This is a genomic window from Pantoea sp. App145 (genome assembly GCF_047947045.1).
In the GTDB taxonomy this organism is placed as follows: Bacteria; Pseudomonadota; Gammaproteobacteria; order Enterobacterales; family Enterobacteriaceae; genus Pantoea.
Window position 1 is genome coordinate 4,005,424 of the sequence record NZ_CP133290.1, and the last position, 17,543, is coordinate 4,022,966.

Here is a 17,543-nt window from a genome sequence, read left to right on the forward strand (position 1 = left end):
ACAGCTTATATGGAGAGTGAAATGAATATTGAAGAACTCATTGCTGCGGAAGAAGACTATTTCGCGCCAATGATTGCCAGAGCAGAAAAAGCCACTGCCGAACAACGTGCGTCATGGCAAAAAGAGACGGTGCGCGAAAGGCAGGAAAGGATTTCGCTGGAGGTTTTTGATTCTGTTGAGGGCAGGGTTAAATACGGACCGTTTAAAGGTCTGCAATTAAACCGTGAGACCTGGTGGGGCAAACTCGATTTAGGTTCTCAGTGCCTTGGTTTATATGAAAAAGAGCTGCTCAATTTTATTGAGGCGCTGCCAGATAATCGGTTCTCTCATTTTATTGATATTGGTGCAGCGGATGGTTATTACGCCATTGGCATGCTGCTTTCGCAAAAAATCCGCAATTGCATCTGTTTTGAACAGTCGGAAAAAGGCCAGCAAACGATTCTGGCGAACTGGCAACGTAATCACTCACCGGGAGAGCTAAAGATCTTCGGCGAAGCCAATGAGCAGAGTCTGGCCTCGTTGTTACCAGAAGAATTGCAACGGGCGCTGGTATTAATTGATATCGAAGGTTTTGAGTTCGAGCTGCTGAATCCGGCCTTTTTAGCGAAACTCCAATCCTGCACCATCATCATCGAAGTGCATAACTGGGTAGAGGATTTCCTCACCAAATATACGCAGCTGTTGCGTAATGCCCATCTCTTCTTTGACATTGAAATGGTTGAGCGTATTGATCGCACCACCAGTCATCTGCCTGAATTAAGAGATATGACGGATGACAATCGTCTGCTGTTTACCTCTGAACGTCGGCCCTGCATGATGCGTTTTTTGCAACTGACACCGAAAAAGTAATCTGCCACACCGCGTTAAGCGGGTAAATATCAGACAGGCTATGCTGCCTTGCCGATTTCCCGCTGGACGCCACTATGCTGACCCTTAAAGCGTTTTCACTCTGCGTTGTTATGATCATCCTGTTGTCGCTTTGTGCCAGCCTGGCGCGTGCCACGCATAGCGTTGGTGCCACCAGCGAGCGTGATGGCTGGTGGTCAGCGCGGCGTGATTCAGCAGGTATCGCCCCCGACCCGCGCAGCCATGCGTCGGAAGCGATTGTGCAGGTTTATGCGGCCCCGACCTATGGCTGGAAGGGGGCGGTGGCGGTCCATCCGTGGATCATCTTTAAGCGCGCCGGTGAAACGCAATACAACCGTTATGAGGTGATTAGCTGGGGCAGCGATGACAAAGTGCGCCACAACGCCAATGTCCCGGATGGTTACTGGTATGGCGCACGGCCAAGGCTATTGGTGGAGCATCGCGGTGCGGCGGCGCAGGCGATGATTCCGCAGATTGAAGCCGCCATCAAATCCTATCCGTGGCCCCAGACTTATCACGCCTGGCCGGGTCCGAACAGCAATACGTTTCTTGCCCATATTGGCCGTGAAGTTCCGGCACTGGAACTGGATTTACCCGCAAACGCGGTAGGGAAGGATTACCGGCCGCTGTGGAATCCGGTGGGGCTACCGCCATCGGGACGAGGCATTCAGGTATCCGTGCTGGGGCTGGCTGGGGTGACAGTCGGCGCTGAGGAAGGGTTTGAACTGAATGTGCTGGGCCTGAATATGGGGCTGGATTTCAGCCCGTTCCGTCTGCGCTTACCCTTTATTGGTGGCATCGGTAGCGACAATGTTCAGCAGGATAACCCGCCGGGTTAATGGTGCAGTAAAAACAGCGTAGCCAGCCCGAGGAAAATAAAAAAGCCCCCGGTATCGGTGATGGCGGTGATCAGCACGCTGGAGCCGACTGCCGGGTCGCGTTTCAGTTTGGTCATGATCAGTGGGATCAGCACCCCCATCAACGCAGCCAGCAGCAGGTTGAGCACCATCGCCAGCATCATCACCCCTCCCAGCGCCAGATTGTCGTACATCATCCAGGTGACCCCGCCCATAATGCCGCCCCAGAACACGCCGTTTAGCAACGCGACGCCAAGCTCGCGCAGGATCAGAAACGAAAAGTTGCCCGGTTCCACCTGATGCAACGCCAGCGCGCGCACAATCATGGTGATGGTTTGATTGCCGGTATTACCGCCAATCCCGGCCACGATCGGCATCAGGGTTGCCAGCGCCACCAGTTGCGAGATGGTGGCTTCAAACAGGCCGATCACGCGCGAGGCAACAAACGCGGTGCAAAGATTAATCGCCAGCCACGCCCAGCGTTTGCTTACCGCTTTACGTACCGGCGCGAACACATCCTCTTCCTGGCTGATGCCGCCCATTTTACGGATATTGCTTTCGTTCTCTTCGTTGACGAGGTCAATCACGTCCTCGACGATAACGCGGCCAATCAGCTTGCCTTTTGCATCGGTGACCGCGGCAGAAATCAGGTTATAACGTTCAAATGCGCCTGCCGCGTCTTCCGCTTTATCGTTAAGCTGGAAGGTGGTGGGTTTGGCGTTCATAACGCTTTCAACCCGCGTGCTGGGCGGATTAAGCAGGATGGTGGTGAGCGGCAGTTCGCCCAGCAATTGGTTGCTTTTATCGGTGATAAATAGCTTATCAGTGCCATCCGGCATGGTTTTATGGCGGCGCAAAAAACGCTGCACGGTGGCCAGTGTGACATCCGCGCGCACCGTCAGGATGTTGAAATCCATGATACGCGCTACCTGGTCACGGTCGAACTCTTCCACGCTGAGCACATGCGCACGCTGGCTGGGATCCAGCGTGGTCAGCAGGCGTCCGGTCAGATCGCGCGGCAGATAGCGTGCCAGATAAGCCTGGTCGTCAAGATCCAGCGGCTCGATGGCGCGCAGGATCTCGCGATCGGTCATGTTTTCGGTCAGGCTGGCCCAGACAGTATCGGAGGCTTCAACCAATACCCGACCACGTTGTTCACAGGGAACTAAGCGCCACAGTGCCTGACGCTCGACATGCGGCAGCGCTTCGAGAATGTCGGCCAAATCCGCGGCGTGCATCATCTGCAAATCACTTTCCAGCTGCTGACGCCAGCCGTTGATCTCCTTCAGCTCACTGGCAGACAAATCCACCGATTTATCCAGCAGAACATCCACTAAATCGTGTTGAGTAAGCAGCAGGTTGAGAATGCGATGGCGGGTTTCAGTCAGTTGTTGCGCGGGCGAAGCAGACATAACGCGTCCTTTGTGTCTGTAATTGTCAGGTCGAAGTGTAGTGCGTTACGGGTCAACAGGACATAACAGGTTGCATTGTCGCACAGGGCAATGTGAAGGTGCAGTGACTCGCAAATTCCTTTAACGCGTGTCGGTACTGCTTTGCGTCACCGGATCGGGCGTGGCTTTCTTCTGCTGATGATGCTCGATGGCACCTGGAATAGTGAAAATCAGACGGCCAACCAAAATGAAAAAACTGATCAGCAAAACAATGCGCGTCATCGAACCGGTTTTGGGACGTCTTCGTGCGGGGAAAGCGTTATTCACGCGGGGTGATTCCTGTAGATACCCATTTGGGCGATAGCAACATTTAGTCATACTTAGATCGGTAAAGCAATCGCTGTGTGAAAAATGAGCAGAAAAGGTTAAAAATGGCGGCGCATCTGCGCCGCGACCAATCAGTAACTGGCTTTTTGCGCCAGCAGCGTAGCGAAGCGGCAGCGGATTCGCTGGCCGTTTTCATCACGCCGATGCAGCTCACCAACATGCTCGTTATATTTCACGATATGCCAGTTGCGATAGTAGTTACTGAGTTCACCGGATTTAAAGGTGAACGGGAAGTTGAGCGGATTGGGATAATCGTCAGTGTCCATGGCGGCGACAATCAGGTTGTAGCCATATTTCACCGTGCTGGCCTGCATATCGGCAATCAGCTGCGGAATGGTTTCCGGTTGCAGAAACATCATCACCACGGTGGAGAGCACCAGCTGGTAATCGCCGTTGAAGCGGACCTGGTTCAGGTCACAGGCTTCCGCCCGGATATGTTGCAGCTGCTCATCGTGGATAATCTGCTGCAACCGGGCCAGGCTTTGCGGATTGCTATCCCAGCCAGTGACATCAAACCCCTGTTGATTGAGAAACAGACTGTTGCGGCCCTGGCCGCAGCCCAAATCCAGCACCTTACCGGGTGTTAATTTGGGCAGCGCTTCCAGCACTTCCGAGTGTGGTGGCGTCAGGCCATACTTTTCCGCGAAATAGTTGTCAGGACGAATGGTCATAATAACCCGCGTTTACTCCTCTTGCAGAATCAGGTTCCAGCCGGTCACTTCATTCCAGTAGCTTTGCTCGCGCTCCAGATCCAGCTGCACCAGCGTGTTCTGGCTGAAGTAGCCCGCCGGGAAAGTGAGCGTCCAGTGTCCGTCATCGGTATTCAGCTTCAGCGTATCCGGGCGCGTGGTGGCCTGGCGCTGATTATTCAGCAGGGTGCCAAGACGCAGCAGGAAAACCAGCGGCAGAAACTGCTTCTTCTTAAACAAGGTGAAACGTGGCATTTCATCCACCTTCACCGCTTTACGGTGGAAGCGTACCAGCATCGCCAGCAGCATCTGTTGATCCTGATTAAAACCTGGCATGTTGGTGTATTGCAGGATGTAGGCCGAGTGACGCTGCATGCCGCTGTGGTTGATGGTCAGCCCGACTTCATGCAAGGTTGCCGCCCATTTCAGCAGGGCCGCCAGTTGCGGATTCGCCAGCTTCGGGTTCTGGTCGAGCCATTGCAGATACAGTTGCTCGGTGGTTTCCAGCACGCGACGCGCCTGCTCGTTATCGATGGCGTAATGGTTTGCCAGACTTTGAGCGGTACGGCTGCGGATATCCTGGTGGCGGAAGCGGCCTTCCATTTCATACAGCACGCCTTCGCGCAGGGCACCATCGGACAGACGCAGCTCGCGAATCGCCAACGCATCAAAGACGCCACACAGAATTGCCAGTCCAGGCACAAACACCGCTTTACGTTCTTCAGACAGGCCCGGCAGGCTAAGTGCTGCAAAAGATTTGTGCTTGATCACCTCGTTATACAGCTGGTCCAGCCGCTCCGGGGTAATCAGCTTTTCTTTCTCGCCCATGGCCAGCAGCACTTCACAGGCGGCTTTGATGGTGCCAGACGCGCCCAGCGCGTACTGCCAGCCATGCAGGCGATATTGCCAGGCCAGGGTTTCCAGCTTTTGCGCCGCCGCCAGACGGGCGCGACGGAAATTTTCCGGCGAGATTTCCCCTTTGGGGAAATACAGCTGGGCAAAGCTGACGCAACCCATACGGCGGCTTTCCACCAGCTGCGGTTCGAAATCTTCGCCAATCACCAACTCGGTCGAGCCGCCGCCGATATCGATCACCAGCTTACGGCCTTTCTCCGGCTGCGTATGTTCCACGCCCATAAAGATCAGACGTGCTTCTTCATTGCCGGAAATCACTTCAATCGGGTAGGGGATGACGTCGGCCGCCCGTTGCAGAAACTCTTCAGCGTTAATCGCCTGACGCAGCGTATGCGTCCCCACGATGGTGACGTTAGCCGGGCTGAACCCTTGCAGGCGCTCGGCAAACAGCGCCAGGCAGCTCAGCCCGCGCTGGATCGCCTCTTCGCTCAGGCGATTCTGTGCATCCAGCCCATCGGCCAGATGCACACGTTGCTTGAGTCGTCCCAGCACCTGCATGGCACCATCCACCACACGGGCAATCACCATATGAAAACTGTTGGAGCCGAGGTCAATGGCCGCAAACTCCTGTGGCTTCGGCGTACTCTTATGGGAAATTGGCATAGGAATTATTCAGGTTGTTCCAGTTTCTTGATGTAATCGTAAATCGCCAGCTGCGAGCGCACCTTCCGGCGGTTGCCGCGCGGCACATAACGGTTACTCAGTTCTTTGTCGACGATACGGGCTTTTACTGTATCGCTAAACAGGATGGCAATGATATCCAGGACGCGCTCTTTCAGACGAGGGTCCAGGATCGACACCGCCACTTCAATACGATAATCGATATTGCGTGTCATCCAGTCCGCAGAGGAGAGATACACTTTTTTATCGCCACCGTTTTCGAAAATATAGACGCGGTCGTGCTCCAGGTAGCGGTCAACGATACTAATCACGCGAATATTTTCGCTAATGCCGGGTAAATCCGGGATCAGCGAGCACATACCGCGTACCAGCAGGTTCACTTTTACTCCGGCAGATGACGCCGCATACAGCCGATCCACCAGACCGTTATCCACCAGGTTATTGATTTTCAACGTAATACCCGCTGGAATACCCTGCTGCACGTTGGCAATTTCGTTATCAATCAATTGATAAAGCATATTGCGCGAATTTTGCGGCGACACCATCAGATGGTCGAAACTCACCGGACGATACGGGTTTTCAATAAAGTTAAACACCCGGCGGACTTCATTGGTGATACGCGCATCCGCAGTTAACAAAGAATAGTCAGTATAAAGGCGTGCGGTTTTTTCGTTGAAGTTACCGGTGCCGATATGTGCGTAGCGCACAATCTCGTCCCCTTCGCGACGCGAGATCAGGAACAGTTTGGCGTGAATTTTCAGACCTGGCGCAGAGAAAATCACGTGGACGCCAGCCTCGGTCAGGCGCTTCGCCCAGCGGATGTTGGCTTCCTCATCAAAGCGCGCCTGCAATTCCACCACCACCGTCACTTTTTTGCCATTGTAGGCCGCGTGGATCATCGCATCCATGATGCGCGAGTTTTTCGCCACACGGTAGATGTTGATTTTGATCGCCAGCACGCTGGGGTCGAAGGAAGCCTGGCGCAGCAGTTCCAGCACATGCTCGAAAGTATGGTACGGATAGTAGAGCAGCACATCGCGGTTGCGAATGGCATCAAAGCCGTTGCGGAAGCCATCAAAGCCAATATGACGAATCTGCGGTAACGGGCGATTCTCCAGATTGCTTTTACCTTCATTCGGGAAACTGATGAAATCTTTGAAGTTATGGTAACGGCCGCCCGGCACCACCGAGTCATAGTTGGAGATAGAGAGCTTATGACGCAGCATCTCCACCATTTCATCCGGCATATCACGCTGATACACGAAGCGCACCGGCTCGGCGTTGAGGCGCTGTTTCAGGCTGGAGGACATCAGTTCCAGCAGGCTGGATTCCATCTCAGTGACCAGATCGTACTCGGCATCGCGCGTCATCTTCATGGAGTAGGCATTCAGCGAATCATAATCGAAAAAGCCTTTGAAAATTTCATCAAGGCAATAGCGCAGAATGTTGTCCAGCAGGATCATCGGTTTACGACGGCGGGGTGACTCGGCCGGCAGGTTAACGAAACGCGGCACTTTATCGGACGGAATCTCCAGCAGGGCATAGCGTTTGTCTTCACCACGAATGATTTCCACCGCCAGATAGGTGTAATCGTCCTTAAGGAATTCGATTAAATCGGTGTCGTGGTTGAGCAGAATCGGCGTGATATGCTGGCGCAGCTGGTGCTTGAAGTAATACCGCAGCCAGACCTGCTGATTGGGCGACAGCTGACGTTCATTAATCAGGAAGATCTGATTACGCGCCATCTCCAGCAGCAATTCGTTATACAGCGCGTCAAATTCCTGGTCGGATTTCAGCACCCGTAGTTGAATTTTCTTCAGCAGATGGCGTGGGGTGCTGGGCGATCCTTGTTCTTCACCGATCAGAATGCGACGTTTCAAATCCGCGAAGCGGACTTTATAAAACTCATCAAGGTTGTTCGAATAGATCCCGAGGAAACGCATACGTTCAATCAGCGGGTTACTTTTATCCGCTGCTTCCTGTAACACGCGTTCATTAAATGATAACCAGCTTAATTCTTTTTCTATATACAGCTTTTCCTGACCCATTCTGACTCCGTGATGCTGTTGCTGGACGGGGTGTCCGGCGAAAAGGGGCTTTCGCTCAGTGTCCGTCACCATTATGGCGAGAGTATGGCAGGCTTGTCCAACGCCAACAGTTGTCTTATCAATCAGCTACGGGCAACATAGCGGCTTGTCTACGAGCGTAACCCTGGTCTGCATGAGCATAACAAGAATTCCCGTCCACTTTAGTGATAGCCGCCGTCGAGCCATCGACCGGTGGGTAAAGCGTGTTGTCACCGCCTGCGGCGTGGGGATTCTGGTTTTGATGTTACTGCTATTTTTCTGGTTGATCTGGGTTGTTATGCCACTTTTTAATCCGCCAGGGATGCAGATCGTCGCCAGTCAGCAGCTGTGGGATAAGGCCCCGGTGCTGGCATTAGGCAATGATGGGCAACTGGGATGGCGCATCAGCCGCGATGAAGCACGCTTTATTCCGCTTGATGGTCAACCTGCCGGGCCTGCGCTGGCACTGAAGGGTAAACCGGATGCGGTGGTGCAAAGCGCCGACCACAACAGCCTGCTGTTGAATATGCAGGGTGACCTGATGTTGATACAACCGGTTAATGGCGAATGGCGTTTTCCGCTGGGCGATCGTCCGATGCATCTGCCGCAGGGAGCCGTAGCGCAGATGGCACTGGCTACCCTCGGGGCTGATCAATGGCGCATCGCTGCGCAAACCGCCACCGGCATTATCGTGCTGACGCTGGATAAATCAGCCCACGTCAACCAGATTGTCCTGTCTCAACAGCAGGCCGATCATCTGCTGTTCTCCCCGGATGGCAACCTGCTGTATACCAGCGAGGGCCGTCTGCTGCGTGTCTGGCAAATCAGCGATGACGGTGCGCAACTGCGTGAAACACAAACGCTGGTGCAGCGTCCGCGTAGCCTGCATCTGCTGGCCGGTGGCCGCACCCTGCTGATTCAGGATCAACGCGGCATCAGCCAATGGTTCGCGATTACCGGTCCACAGGGGCCACGTTTACAGGAAATCCATACTTTTGACGGCAGTTCGGATACGGCTTTGATTGTGACCGAACCACAGCGTCGCGTCTTCGCCACCCTGACACCTGAAGGCGACGTCAGCCTGTTCGCCAGTAAGCAACAGGGGGCGACAGTCACCCGCAAGCTGGAACCGGGCATCGTGGCTGCCGCTTTTTCACCGCGCGGCGATACGCTGGTGGTGGAACGGGCAGGGCAATGGCAGCGTCTGCGCCTTGACGATCCCTGGCCTGACTTTAGCTGGCGCAACCTGTGGCAGAAAATCTGGTATGAAAACTATCCACAGCCGGATTGGGTGTGGCAATCCACGGCGGCGGGGGACAGCTATCAGGCCAAATTCAGCCTGATACCGATGATTATTGGCACCCTGAAGGCCGCCAGCCTGGCGCTGTTGTTTGCCACCCCACTGGCGCTGGCTGCGGCGATGTACACCGCCTGGTTTATGACACCGGGCCTGCGCCGTTGGGTGAAACCGGGCATTGAGATGATGGGTGCGCTGCCGAGCGTGGTCATCGGCCTGATTGCCGGGGTGTGGCTGGCACCGCATATCAGCAATGCGTTGATTGGCGTGTTACTGCTGCCGCTGATACTGGCGGCCACGTTGTTGTTATGCGGAGTGCTCAGCCCGCGGCTGCCTGCGCGCTGGCGTCAGCCTGGTTATGAAGTGCTGCTGTTGCTGCCGATTCTGCTGGCGGTGACGTTGCTGACGCTCTGGCTGCCAACCCATTTCTGGCCCGCGATGGGGGAACGGCTGGCTCATTATGAACAGCGCAACCTGCTGGTGGCTGCGCTGGCGATGGCATTTGCGCTGGTACCCCTGATTTTTACCTTATCGGAAGATGCGTTATTCAGCGTGCCGGTCTCACTGGGGCAAGGCTCGCTGGCGCTGGGGGCTACGCCGTGGCAGACCCTGACGCGTGTGATCTTGCCCGGTGCTTCGGCCGGGATTTTTGCCGCACTGATGATTGGTTTTGGTCGGGCCCTGGGGGAAACCATGATCGTGCTGATGGCAACCGGTAACACCCCGGTGAGTGAAGGCGGGTTATTTGCCGGATTACGTGCGCTTTCCGCCAATATCGCTATTGAAATGCCGGAAGCGGCAGCGGGCAGCGCCCATTATCGCATTCTGTTTCTCAGTGCGCTGATTCTGCTGATATTTACCTTAATCATTAACACGGTGGCGGAAGTGATCCGTCAGCGCCTGCGACAGCGCTACAGCCAGCATGAGGGACAGGGATGAAGGCAATGCGCCAAAATGATCGCTGGCGTTGGCTGACTGCCGGTGCTGTGGCCGTATGTTTACTGGCTTTTACCCTGCTGATTGGCTTACTGGCGTGGCAGGGGATGCGTGCCTTCTGGCCGCAGCCGGTCGATCAATATCTGTTCCAGCCACCTGAGGGCGATCCGGTGATGGTGCTGGGGGAAACCCTGCAACGACAGCGGCATGACAGCGGCTGGCGTTATTGGGTGAAAACCGGTAATCGTGATTTTTCCCCTCCTGATTTTCGCGTGATTGACAGCCAGAGCCGGGCGAAAACCCGCAGGCCTGCGGATGTGATAGTGCTGCAACGTCGCAGCGGCGGGAATGCCTACGGCTGGTTTATTGAGCTGCGTGAAGATAATGAAGTGCTGACGGCGCGCGACCGTGATGCGTTGCTGCACCAGCGTTTGCAACAGATCCACGGGCAGCTGCGGCAGGCCAGCCATATTCGCCGTATCGAAATGGCGCGCCTCAATGCCCAGCTGGAAAATCTGCAACGGCAGGCTGAGAGGCAACAGCAGAATGGGGAGTTTAGCGCGCAGCGTCAGTCTGAATACGACGCCAACAGCGCCGCTTTGCAACGGAACTTCGCTGCGCTGGGCAGCCAGCTGGCGCAGTTGCAAAGCGCCAGCCACCGTGATGTGCTGGTGTTGCGCGATGTGCAGGGGCAGGACCATCTGATCCCGCTGGCGCAAATTGTCGCGACCTGGTATCCGAATAACATGAGCCTCGGCCAGAAAATGCAGCACTTTCTCAGCCAGTTATGGCAATTTGTCAGCGATAACCCGGCGGCAGGCGAGAGCGAAAGCGGCGCCTTTCCGGCGATTTTTGGTACGGTGCTGATGGTGTTGCTGATGTCGGTTATCGTCATGCCACTCGGTGTGGTGGCGGCGGTCTGGCTGCATGAATACGCCGGGCGCAACGCGCTGACCCGGCTGGTGCGGATTGCGGTGGTGAATCTGGCGGGGGTTCCCTCGATTGTTTATGGCGTGTTTGGTCTGGGCTTTTTTGTCTGGCTGATTGGCGGCACCATTGACCAGATATTTTACGCGCGCGCCTTGCCCAACCCGACATTTGGTACCCCCGGTCTGCTGTGGGCGGCGTTGACGCTGGCGCTGCTGACGCTGCCGGTGGTGATCGTCGCCACGGAAGAAGGTCTGTCCCGTATCCCGGATAGCCTGCGACAAGGTTCGCTGGCGTTGGGGGCGACGCAGGCCGAAACCCTGTGGCGCGTGGTACTGCCGATGGCGGTTCCGGCGATGCTGACGGGGTTGATTCTGGCGGTGGCGCGTGCTGCCGGGGAAACTGCCCCGCTGATGCTGGTCGGGGTGGTGAAGATGGTACCGGAACTGCCAGTAGACGCAGTGTTTCCTTATCTGCACCTTGACCGCAAATTTATGCACCTCGGTTTTCAGATTTACGATCTGGCCTTCCAGAGCCCGAATATCGACGCTGATCGCCCCCTGGTTTACGCCACCGCTCTGTTGCTGGTGGTGATCATCCTGTCGCTCAATTTGCTGGCGATGGCGTTGCGCCACCGTCTGCGTGAGCGTTACCGGCTTATGACGCATTAAAAGGTTTTACACATGACGCCCGATTACGACATCGCTCTTGAGGTTAATCAGCTTTCGCTATGGTATGGCGAACGCCAGGCGCTGAACAACATTGCCCTGCAACTGCCGAAGAATCGCATCACGGCGCTGATTGGCCCCTCCGGCTGCGGCAAATCGACGCTGTTGCGCTGCTTTAATCGCATGAATGATGTGATTGATCGCTGCCGGGTGGAAGGTGAGATCCTGTTGGGGCAGCATGCCATTATGCAACCGGAACAGGATCTGGCTGCGCTGCGGCGGCGTGTTGGCATGGTGTTTCAGCGCCCGAATCCGTTCCCTAAATCAATTTATGAAAACGTGGTTTATGGTCTGCGCTTGCAGGGCGTGCGCGATCGTCGGGTGCTGAATGAAGCCTGCGAAAATGCGCTGCGTGCGGCGGCGCTGTGGGGTGAGGTGAAGGATCAATTGGGGCAAAGTGCCTTAACCCTCTCCACCGGACAGCAGCAGCGGCTGGTGATTGCGCGCGCCATTGCCATCGAACCGGAAGTCCTGTTGCTGGACGAGCCGACCTCGGCGCTGGACCCGATCTCTACACTGGTGATTGAAGAGTTGATGAGCACGCTGAAGCAGCATTTCACGCTGGTGCTGGTGACGCACAATATGCAGCAGGCAGCGCGCGTGTCGGATTACACCGCGTTTATGCACCATGGCCAGCTGGTGGAGTTTGATGAAACTGACCGCATCTTCACCACGCCGAAAACACGGCGCACCGAAGATTACATTACGGGACGGTTTGGGTAAGGGAAAACCTAAAATATTGCGCGATAAATCGCGCCGCTACAAAAGGTTGCGAATACTGTAGCGGCGCGATTTATCGCGCGAAGTCGTATTGGGTACGGGATCAATCGTGGGCATAACCCTGTGGCGGCAACGGTTGGCCATCCAGCCAGGCGGCACCCTCGCGCATCTGCAAGCGTCCATCGACAAACCAGCTGATCACCAGCGGATAAATCGCATGCTCCTGATGCTGCACGCGGGCGGTGACTTCATCTTCCGTATCATCCGCAAACACCGGTACGCGCGCCTGCAAAATAATCGGCCCGCCATCCAGCTCATCCGTGACGAAATGCACTGAGGTGCCGTGTTCCTCGTCGCCATTCTCCAGCGCCTGACGATGAGTGTGCAGGCCGGGATACTTCGGCAGCAGGGAGGGATGGATGTTGACCAGACGATCGTGGTAATGCGCAACAAACGCCTGGCTGAGAATACGCATGTAGCCCGCCAGCACCACCAGATCCGGAGCGTAAGCATCAATCTCCTGCATCAGCTGGCGATCGAAGGCGTCACGGTCGGCAAATTCACTGGCGGCCAGCGTATGGGTCGCGACACCCGCTTCCTGCGCGCGCGTTAAACCCATGGCCGAGGCTTTATTACTGAAAACGGCAGCCACGCTGCCGTTAATCCGCCCGCTTGCGCAGGCGTCGAGGATGGACTGAAGATTGCTCCCGTTACCGGAAATCAGTACAACCAGTTTCTTCATGGGTTGATGACCACACGCTCTTCGGCAGCAGAAGCTTTGATCACACCGATTTTCCATGCCTGCTCGCCTGCGTCGGTCATCAGCTGAATCGCTTTGTCGGCTTCTGCCGCGCTCAGCGCAATCACCATACCCACGCCGCAGTTAAAGGTGCGGTACATTTCATGACGGCTAACGTTACCTGCCTGCTGCAGCCAGCCGAACACCGCTGGCCACTGCCAGCTGCTCTCTTCCAGCACCGCCTGGGTGTTGTCCGGCAGTACGCGCGGAATGTTTTCCCAGAAGCCGCCACCGGTGAGGTGCGCAATCGCGTGCACATCAACCTGTTCGATCAGGCTGAGGATGTTTTTCACGTAGATACGGGTCGGGGCCAGCAGATGATCGGCCAGCGATTTACCTTCCAGCTGTTTGCTTTCCGGATCGGTCTGGCTCACCTGGAGGATTTTACGCACCAGCGAATAACCGTTGGAGTGCGGACCGCTGGAACCCAGCGCAATCAGTACATCGCCATCCTGCACTTTCGAGCCGTCGATGATTTCTGATTTTTCCACCACGCCAACGCAGAAACCGGCCACGTCGTAATCTTCGCCATGGTACATGCCTGGCATTTCAGCGGTTTCACCGCCGACCAGCGCACAACCCGATTGCAGACAACCTTCTGCGATACCGGTGATGACCGATGAAGCGGTATCTACATCCAGCTTGCCGGTTGCATAGTAGTCGAGGAAGAACAGCGGCTCAGCGCCTTGTACCACCAGGTCATTCACGCACATCGCCACCAGATCGATACCGATGCTGTCATGGCGCTTCAGATCCATCGCCAGACGCAGCTTGGTGCCGACGCCGTCGGTGCCGGAAACCAGCACTGGCTCGCGGTATTTCTGCGGCAGCGCACAAAGCGCGCCAAAGCCACCCAGTCCACCCATCACTTCCGGGCGGCGGGTCTTTTTCACTACGCCTTTGATACGGTCAACCAGAGCGTTACCAGCGTCAATATCTACACCGGCGTCTTTGTAGCTGAGAGAGGTCTTGTCGGTCACTGCGGAATCCCCACGCGAGTTGCGGTTGGTGGTTAAAATAAAGCGGCGTAATTCTACCAGCGCAGGCAAACGTTTGCGAGTCCCATCTCACGCCGCCTTTGCACAGTACCGCTTTTTCGCTAATCCTTAATCCCGGAGGGAGCAGGGCGTTGTCTTGACCAATGACATATGGCGTCGCGGAAAAAAGGCGGTATAATCCGGCGATTTTTTTTCGCTCAACACAATTCCGGGAGAACACTCATGAAGATCGTGGAAGTCAAACACCCGCTGGTCAAACATAAACTGGGCCTGATGCGTGAGCATGATGTCAGCACCAAGCGATTCCGCGAACTGGCCTCGGAAGTGGGTAGCCTGTTGACCTATGAAGCCACTGCCGACCTGGCAACCGAACGCGTTACCATCGAAGGCTGGAATGGCCCGGTAGAAATCGAACAAATCAAAGGCAAAAAAATTACCGTGGTGCCAATTCTGCGCGCCGGTCTGGGCATGATGGAAGGGGTGCTGGAGCACGTACCAAGCGCGCGTATCAGCGTGGTGGGTGTCTATCGTGATGAAGAAACCCTCGAGCCGGTGCCGTACTTCCAGAAACTGGTTTCCAACATTGAAGAACGCATGGCGCTGGTGGTTGACCCGATGCTGGCGACCGGTGGATCAATGATCGCCACCATCGACCTGCTGAAAAAAGCCGGTTGTAACAGCATCAAGGTGCTGGTGCTGGTAGCGGCACCGGAAGGGATTGCCGCGCTGGAAAAAGCGCACCCGGATGTGGAACTGTACACCGCGTCTATTGATAAAGGCCTGAACGAGAAGGGCTACATTATTCCTGGTCTCGGCGATGCCGGTGACAAGATTTTCGGAACCAAATAAATAAAGCAGCCGGCCAGAGAGTCGGCTTTTTTTTGGCAAAAAAGCACCACACAACTCAAGGGGATAACTGAATGACTCGTCGCGCCATCGGCGTTAACGAACGACCGCCGCTACTCAAAACCATTCCACTCAGCCTGCAACATCTGTTTGCTATGTTTGGTGCAACGGTGCTGGTGCCGATTTTGTTCCACATCAACCCGGCCACGGTGTTGCTGTTTAACGGTGTCGGTACGCTGTTGTACCTGTTTATCTGTAAAGGCAAAATTCCGGCCTATCTCGGCTCCAGCTTTGCTTTTATTTCACCGGTGTTGCTGCTGCTGCCGCTGGGCTATGAAGTGGCGCTGGGGGGCTTTATCCTCTGCGGCTTCCTGTTCTGTGTGGTGGCGCTGATAGTGAAAAAAGCCGGTACCGGCTGGTTGGACGTGATGTTCCCACCAGCAGCGATGGGCGCAATTGTTGCGGTTATCGGCCTGGAACTGGCAGGCGTGGCGGCCAATATGGCCGGACTGCTGCCCGCTGAGGGTACCTCACCGGATGGCACCACCGTGTTTATCTCGATGGTCACGCTCGGCGTTACCGTTTTCGGTTCGGTACTGTTCCGGGGGTTCTTCGCCATCATCCCGATTCTGATTGGCGTGCTGGTGGGCTACGCGCTCTCTTCATTTATGGGGATCGTCAACTGGTCTTCGGTGGTGAATGCGTCCTGGTTCGCGTTGCCAACCTTCTACACGCCACGCTTCGAGTGGGCAGCGATGCTGACCATTCTGCCTGCGGCGCTGGTGGTGATTGCCGAGCACGTTGGTCACCTGGTGGTGACGGCGAATATCGTCAAAAAAGATCTGATCCGCGATCCGGGCCTGCATCGCTCGATGTTTGCTAATGGTCTCTCTACCATGATCTCCGGTTTCTTCGGTTCGACGCCTAACACTACCTACGGTGAAAACATTGGCGTGATGGCGATTACCCGTGTCTACAGTACCTGGGTGATCGGCGGCGCGGCGATCCTGGCGATTCTGCTGTCCTGCGTCGGTAAACTGGCGGCGGCGATTCAGGCGATCCCGGTGCCGGTGATGGGCGGTGTCTCTTTGCTGCTGTACGGGGTGATCGGTGCCTCCGGTATCCGTGTGTTGATTGAATCCAAAGTGGATTACAACAAAGCACAGAACCTGATCCTTACCTCGGTGATCCTGATCATCGGTGTCAGTGGCGCGAAAGTCCATATCGGTGCTGCCGAGCTGAAAGGTATGGCGCTGGCGACCATCGTCGGTGTGGCCCTCAGCCTGATCTTCCGCGTAATCAGCCTGTTACGCCCGGAAGAAGTGGTACTGGACGCTGAAGAACAACGCGAATCCTAAGCGTCTTTGCCGGGCAGGGAAGCCCGGTTCATCTCTGGCAAGGATCATGATAAACTTGCCCGGTTTTCTGCCCGTTCATACCCTGAGGTGCTTCTGAACACGCCGGCACAGCTTTCACTGCCACTTTACTTACCTGATGACGAAACCTTTGCCAGCTTCTGGCCAGGGGAAAATCCGTCCCTCCTCGCTGCGCTTCAAGGCGCGCTGGTGCAGCAACACGGCAGCTATCTCTATTTCTGGTCACGCGAAGGCGGTGGGCGCAGCCATCTGCTGCATGCGGCCTGCGCGGAAATGTCGGCGCGTGGTGAGGCGGTGGGCTACGTCCCGCTGGATAAACGTACCTGGTTTGTTCCCGATGTGCTGGAAGGCATGGAGCATCTGGCGTTGGTGTGTATCGACAATATTGAATGTATCGCCGGGGATGCCGAATGGGAAATGGCGATCTTTGATCTCTACAACCGCATTCTGGAAATCGGTAAAACCCGTCTGTTGATCACCGGCGATCGTCCGCCGCGTCAGCTTAACCTCGGATTGCCGGACCTGGCGTCCCGTCTCGACTGGGGCCAAATCTACCGCTTACAGCCGCTGTCGGATGACGACAAATTGCAGGCGATGCAGTTGCGTGCCGGGATCCGCGGATTTGAATTGCCGGAGGACGTCGGGCGCTTCCTGCTGAAACGCCTCGACCGTGAAATGCGTACCCTGTTCGATACACTCGACAGACTGGATCGTGCCTCGATCAGCGCACAACGCAAACTCACCATTCCCTTTGTTAAAGAAGCGCTGGGGCTTTAAACAATCTCCAGCACCGCTTCCGGCGGGCGACCGAGACGCGCCTGCTCACCGTTAATCACAATCGGCCTTTCAATCAATTTCGGGTTTGCTGCCAGCGCCTGTAGCAGCTGATCTTCTGTCAGTTCCGGGTTGGCTAATTCCAGCGATTTATACAAATCTTCTTTGCGGCGCATCAGTTCACGCGCGCTGCTCATCCCAAGTTGTTTCAGCAACGTTTTCAGCGTGGCTACGTCGGGTGGGGTCTCCAGATACAGCACCACCTCCGGCTGTACGCCCTGCTGTTGCAGCAGCGCGAGGGTTTCGCGGCTCTTGCTGCAACGCGGATTATGATAAATGGTCACCATGA

General features: G+C 55.8%; 16 protein-coding genes. 8 read left to right on the plus strand and 8 right to left on the minus strand.

The genetic code is table 11. The annotated features are described in order from the left end of the window. The first annotated feature begins 21 nt into the window (after nucleotides 1–21). Both RCF31_RS18510 and RCF31_RS18515 read left to right on the plus strand, forming a co-directional pair. Complete coding sequence (locus RCF31_RS18510; protein ID WP_416411913.1) at nucleotides 22–849, plus strand: hypothetical protein; 828 nt, start codon at nucleotides 22–24, stop codon at nucleotides 847–849. A gap of 74 nt (nucleotides 850–923) precedes the next feature. Then, a complete protein-coding gene (locus RCF31_RS18515; RefSeq protein ID WP_299456124.1) occupies nucleotides 924–1,706 on the plus strand; it encodes a DUF3750 domain-containing protein in 783 nt (260 codons plus the stop codon). On the opposite strand, the gene mgtE is transcribed toward RCF31_RS18515, so the two are convergent. The 5 genes from mgtE to ppk1 all read right to left on the minus strand — a co-directional run bounded on the left by mgtE (nucleotide 1,703) and on the right by ppk1 (nucleotide 7,775). After that, complete coding sequence (gene mgtE, locus RCF31_RS18520) at nucleotides 1,703–3,136, minus strand: magnesium transporter (protein ID WP_299456126.1); 1,434 nt, start codon at nucleotides 3,134–3,136, stop codon at nucleotides 1,703–1,705. The two genes, RCF31_RS18515 and mgtE, sit on opposite strands and share 4 nt — an antisense overlap. Nucleotides 3,137–3,256: 120 nt before the next feature. Continuing rightward, nucleotides 3,257–3,442 carry a YfgG family protein gene (locus RCF31_RS18525; RefSeq protein WP_084876286.1) on the minus strand — a complete coding sequence of 62 codons (186 nt, stop codon included), beginning with the start codon at nucleotides 3,440–3,442 and terminating at the stop codon, nucleotides 3,257–3,259. Between the two features lie 131 nt (nucleotides 3,443–3,573). Continuing rightward, entirely contained in the window at nucleotides 3,574–4,173 is a 600-nt protein-coding gene (tehB, locus tag RCF31_RS18530; protein ID WP_313689086.1) for a tellurite resistance methyltransferase TehB, read from the minus strand. Nucleotides 4,174–4,185: 12 nt separating this feature from the next. Continuing rightward, nucleotides 4,186–5,709 (minus strand): exopolyphosphatase, encoded by a 1,524-nt coding sequence (gene ppx, locus RCF31_RS18535; protein ID WP_084876284.1) that lies wholly within the window; start codon nucleotides 5,707–5,709, stop codon nucleotides 4,186–4,188. A gap of 5 nt (nucleotides 5,710–5,714) precedes the next feature. Further along, nucleotides 5,715–7,775, minus strand: coding sequence for a polyphosphate kinase 1 (gene ppk1 / locus RCF31_RS18540; RefSeq protein WP_416411914.1), 2,061 nt, complete (start codon nucleotides 7,773–7,775; stop codon nucleotides 5,715–5,717). 172 nt (nucleotides 7,776–7,947) lie between these two features. Here ppk1 and RCF31_RS18545 point away from each other — a divergent pair, with 172 nt between their 5' ends. Genes RCF31_RS18545 through pstB form a run of 3 tightly spaced genes read left to right on the plus strand, consistent with a single transcriptional unit; the run spans nucleotide 7,948 to nucleotide 12,404 of the window. Next, complete coding sequence (locus RCF31_RS18545) at nucleotides 7,948–10,029, plus strand: ABC transporter permease subunit (protein WP_416411916.1); 2,082 nt, start codon at nucleotides 7,948–7,950, stop codon at nucleotides 10,027–10,029. Continuing rightward, nucleotides 10,026–11,624: a phosphate ABC transporter permease PstA gene (pstA, locus tag RCF31_RS18550; RefSeq protein ID WP_416411918.1), complete on the plus strand. Its 1,599-nt coding sequence runs from the start codon at nucleotides 10,026–10,028 to the stop codon at nucleotides 11,622–11,624. The genes RCF31_RS18545 and pstA overlap by 4 nt, the downstream gene beginning before the upstream one ends. A 12-nt stretch (nucleotides 11,625–11,636) precedes the next feature. Continuing rightward, on the plus strand, nucleotides 11,637–12,404 hold the full coding sequence (pstB, locus tag RCF31_RS18555; RefSeq protein WP_299456142.1) for a phosphate ABC transporter ATP-binding protein PstB: 768 nt from the start codon (nucleotides 11,637–11,639) through the stop codon (nucleotides 12,402–12,404). A gap of 100 nt (nucleotides 12,405–12,504) precedes the next feature. On the opposite strand, the gene purN is transcribed toward pstB, so the two are convergent. Together purN and purM are read right to left on the minus strand one after the other, a co-directional pair. Then, nucleotides 12,505–13,143 carry a phosphoribosylglycinamide formyltransferase gene (gene purN / locus RCF31_RS18560; protein ID WP_416411919.1) on the minus strand — a complete coding sequence of 213 codons (639 nt, stop codon included), beginning with the start codon at nucleotides 13,141–13,143 and terminating at the stop codon, nucleotides 12,505–12,507. Then, the gene (gene purM, locus RCF31_RS18565) at nucleotides 13,140–14,180 is read right to left on the minus strand and encodes a phosphoribosylformylglycinamidine cyclo-ligase (RefSeq protein ID WP_416411921.1); all 1,041 of its coding nucleotides are present in this window, start codon (nucleotides 14,178–14,180) and stop codon (nucleotides 13,140–13,142) included. Before purM ends, purN begins: the two co-directional genes overlap by 4 nt. Before the next feature lie 240 nt (nucleotides 14,181–14,420). On the opposite strand from purM, the gene upp reads away from it, so the two are divergent. The 3 genes from upp to hda all read left to right on the plus strand — a co-directional run bounded on the left by upp (nucleotide 14,421) and on the right by hda (nucleotide 17,197). Further along, nucleotides 14,421–15,047: a uracil phosphoribosyltransferase gene (gene upp, locus RCF31_RS18570; protein ID WP_021184323.1), complete on the plus strand. Its 627-nt coding sequence runs from the start codon at nucleotides 14,421–14,423 to the stop codon at nucleotides 15,045–15,047. A 71-nt stretch (nucleotides 15,048–15,118) separates the two neighbouring features. Further along, nucleotides 15,119–16,402, plus strand: a complete 1,284-nt coding sequence (gene uraA / locus RCF31_RS18575) for a uracil permease (RefSeq protein WP_416411922.1) — start codon at nucleotides 15,119–15,121, stop codon at nucleotides 16,400–16,402. 87 nt (nucleotides 16,403–16,489) lie between these two features. Continuing rightward, nucleotides 16,490–17,197, plus strand: coding sequence for a DnaA inactivator Hda (gene hda / locus RCF31_RS18580; protein ID WP_208716049.1), 708 nt, complete (start codon nucleotides 16,490–16,492; stop codon nucleotides 17,195–17,197). Here the strand turns inward: hda and arsC are convergent. After that, the gene (gene arsC / locus RCF31_RS18585) at nucleotides 17,194–17,541 is read right to left on the minus strand and encodes an arsenate reductase (glutaredoxin) (RefSeq protein WP_416411924.1); all 348 of its coding nucleotides are present in this window, start codon (nucleotides 17,539–17,541) and stop codon (nucleotides 17,194–17,196) included. The genes hda and arsC overlap by 4 nt on opposite strands. Nucleotides 17,542–17,543 lie beyond the last annotated feature (2 nt).

Excerpts from the sequence above, each read along its gene's own strand:
- pstB (WP_299456142.1), top strand. The coding sequence starts at position 11,637 with ATGACGCCCGATTACGACATCGCTCTTGAGGTTAATCAGCTTTCGCTA.
- tehB (WP_313689086.1), bottom strand. The coding sequence starts at position 4,173 with ATGACCATTCGTCCTGACAACTATTTCGCGGAAAAGTATGGCCTGACG.
- RCF31_RS18510 (WP_416411913.1), top strand. The coding sequence starts at position 22 with ATGAATATTGAAGAACTCATTGCTGCGGAAGAAGACTATTTCGCGCCA.
- upp (WP_021184323.1), top strand. The coding sequence starts at position 14,421 with ATGAAGATCGTGGAAGTCAAACACCCGCTGGTCAAACATAAACTGGGC.
- uraA (WP_416411922.1), top strand. The coding sequence starts at position 15,119 with ATGACTCGTCGCGCCATCGGCGTTAACGAACGACCGCCGCTACTCAAA.
- arsC (WP_416411924.1), bottom strand. The coding sequence starts at position 17,541 with ATGGTGACCATTTATCATAATCCGCGTTGCAGCAAGAGCCGCGAAACC.
- RCF31_RS18545 (WP_416411916.1), top strand. The coding sequence starts at position 7,948 with ATGAGCATAACAAGAATTCCCGTCCACTTTAGTGATAGCCGCCGTCGA.
- RCF31_RS18515 (WP_299456124.1), top strand. The coding sequence starts at position 924 with ATGCTGACCCTTAAAGCGTTTTCACTCTGCGTTGTTATGATCATCCTG.
- pstA (WP_416411918.1), top strand. The coding sequence starts at position 10,026 with ATGAAGGCAATGCGCCAAAATGATCGCTGGCGTTGGCTGACTGCCGGT.
- ppk1 (WP_416411914.1), bottom strand. The coding sequence starts at position 7,775 with ATGGGTCAGGAAAAGCTGTATATAGAAAAAGAATTAAGCTGGTTATCA.
- ppx (WP_084876284.1), bottom strand. The coding sequence starts at position 5,709 with ATGCCAATTTCCCATAAGAGTACGCCGAAGCCACAGGAGTTTGCGGCC.
- mgtE (WP_299456126.1), bottom strand. The coding sequence starts at position 3,136 with ATGTCTGCTTCGCCCGCGCAACAACTGACTGAAACCCGCCATCGCATT.
- purN (WP_416411919.1), bottom strand. The coding sequence starts at position 13,143 with ATGAAGAAACTGGTTGTACTGATTTCCGGTAACGGGAGCAATCTTCAG.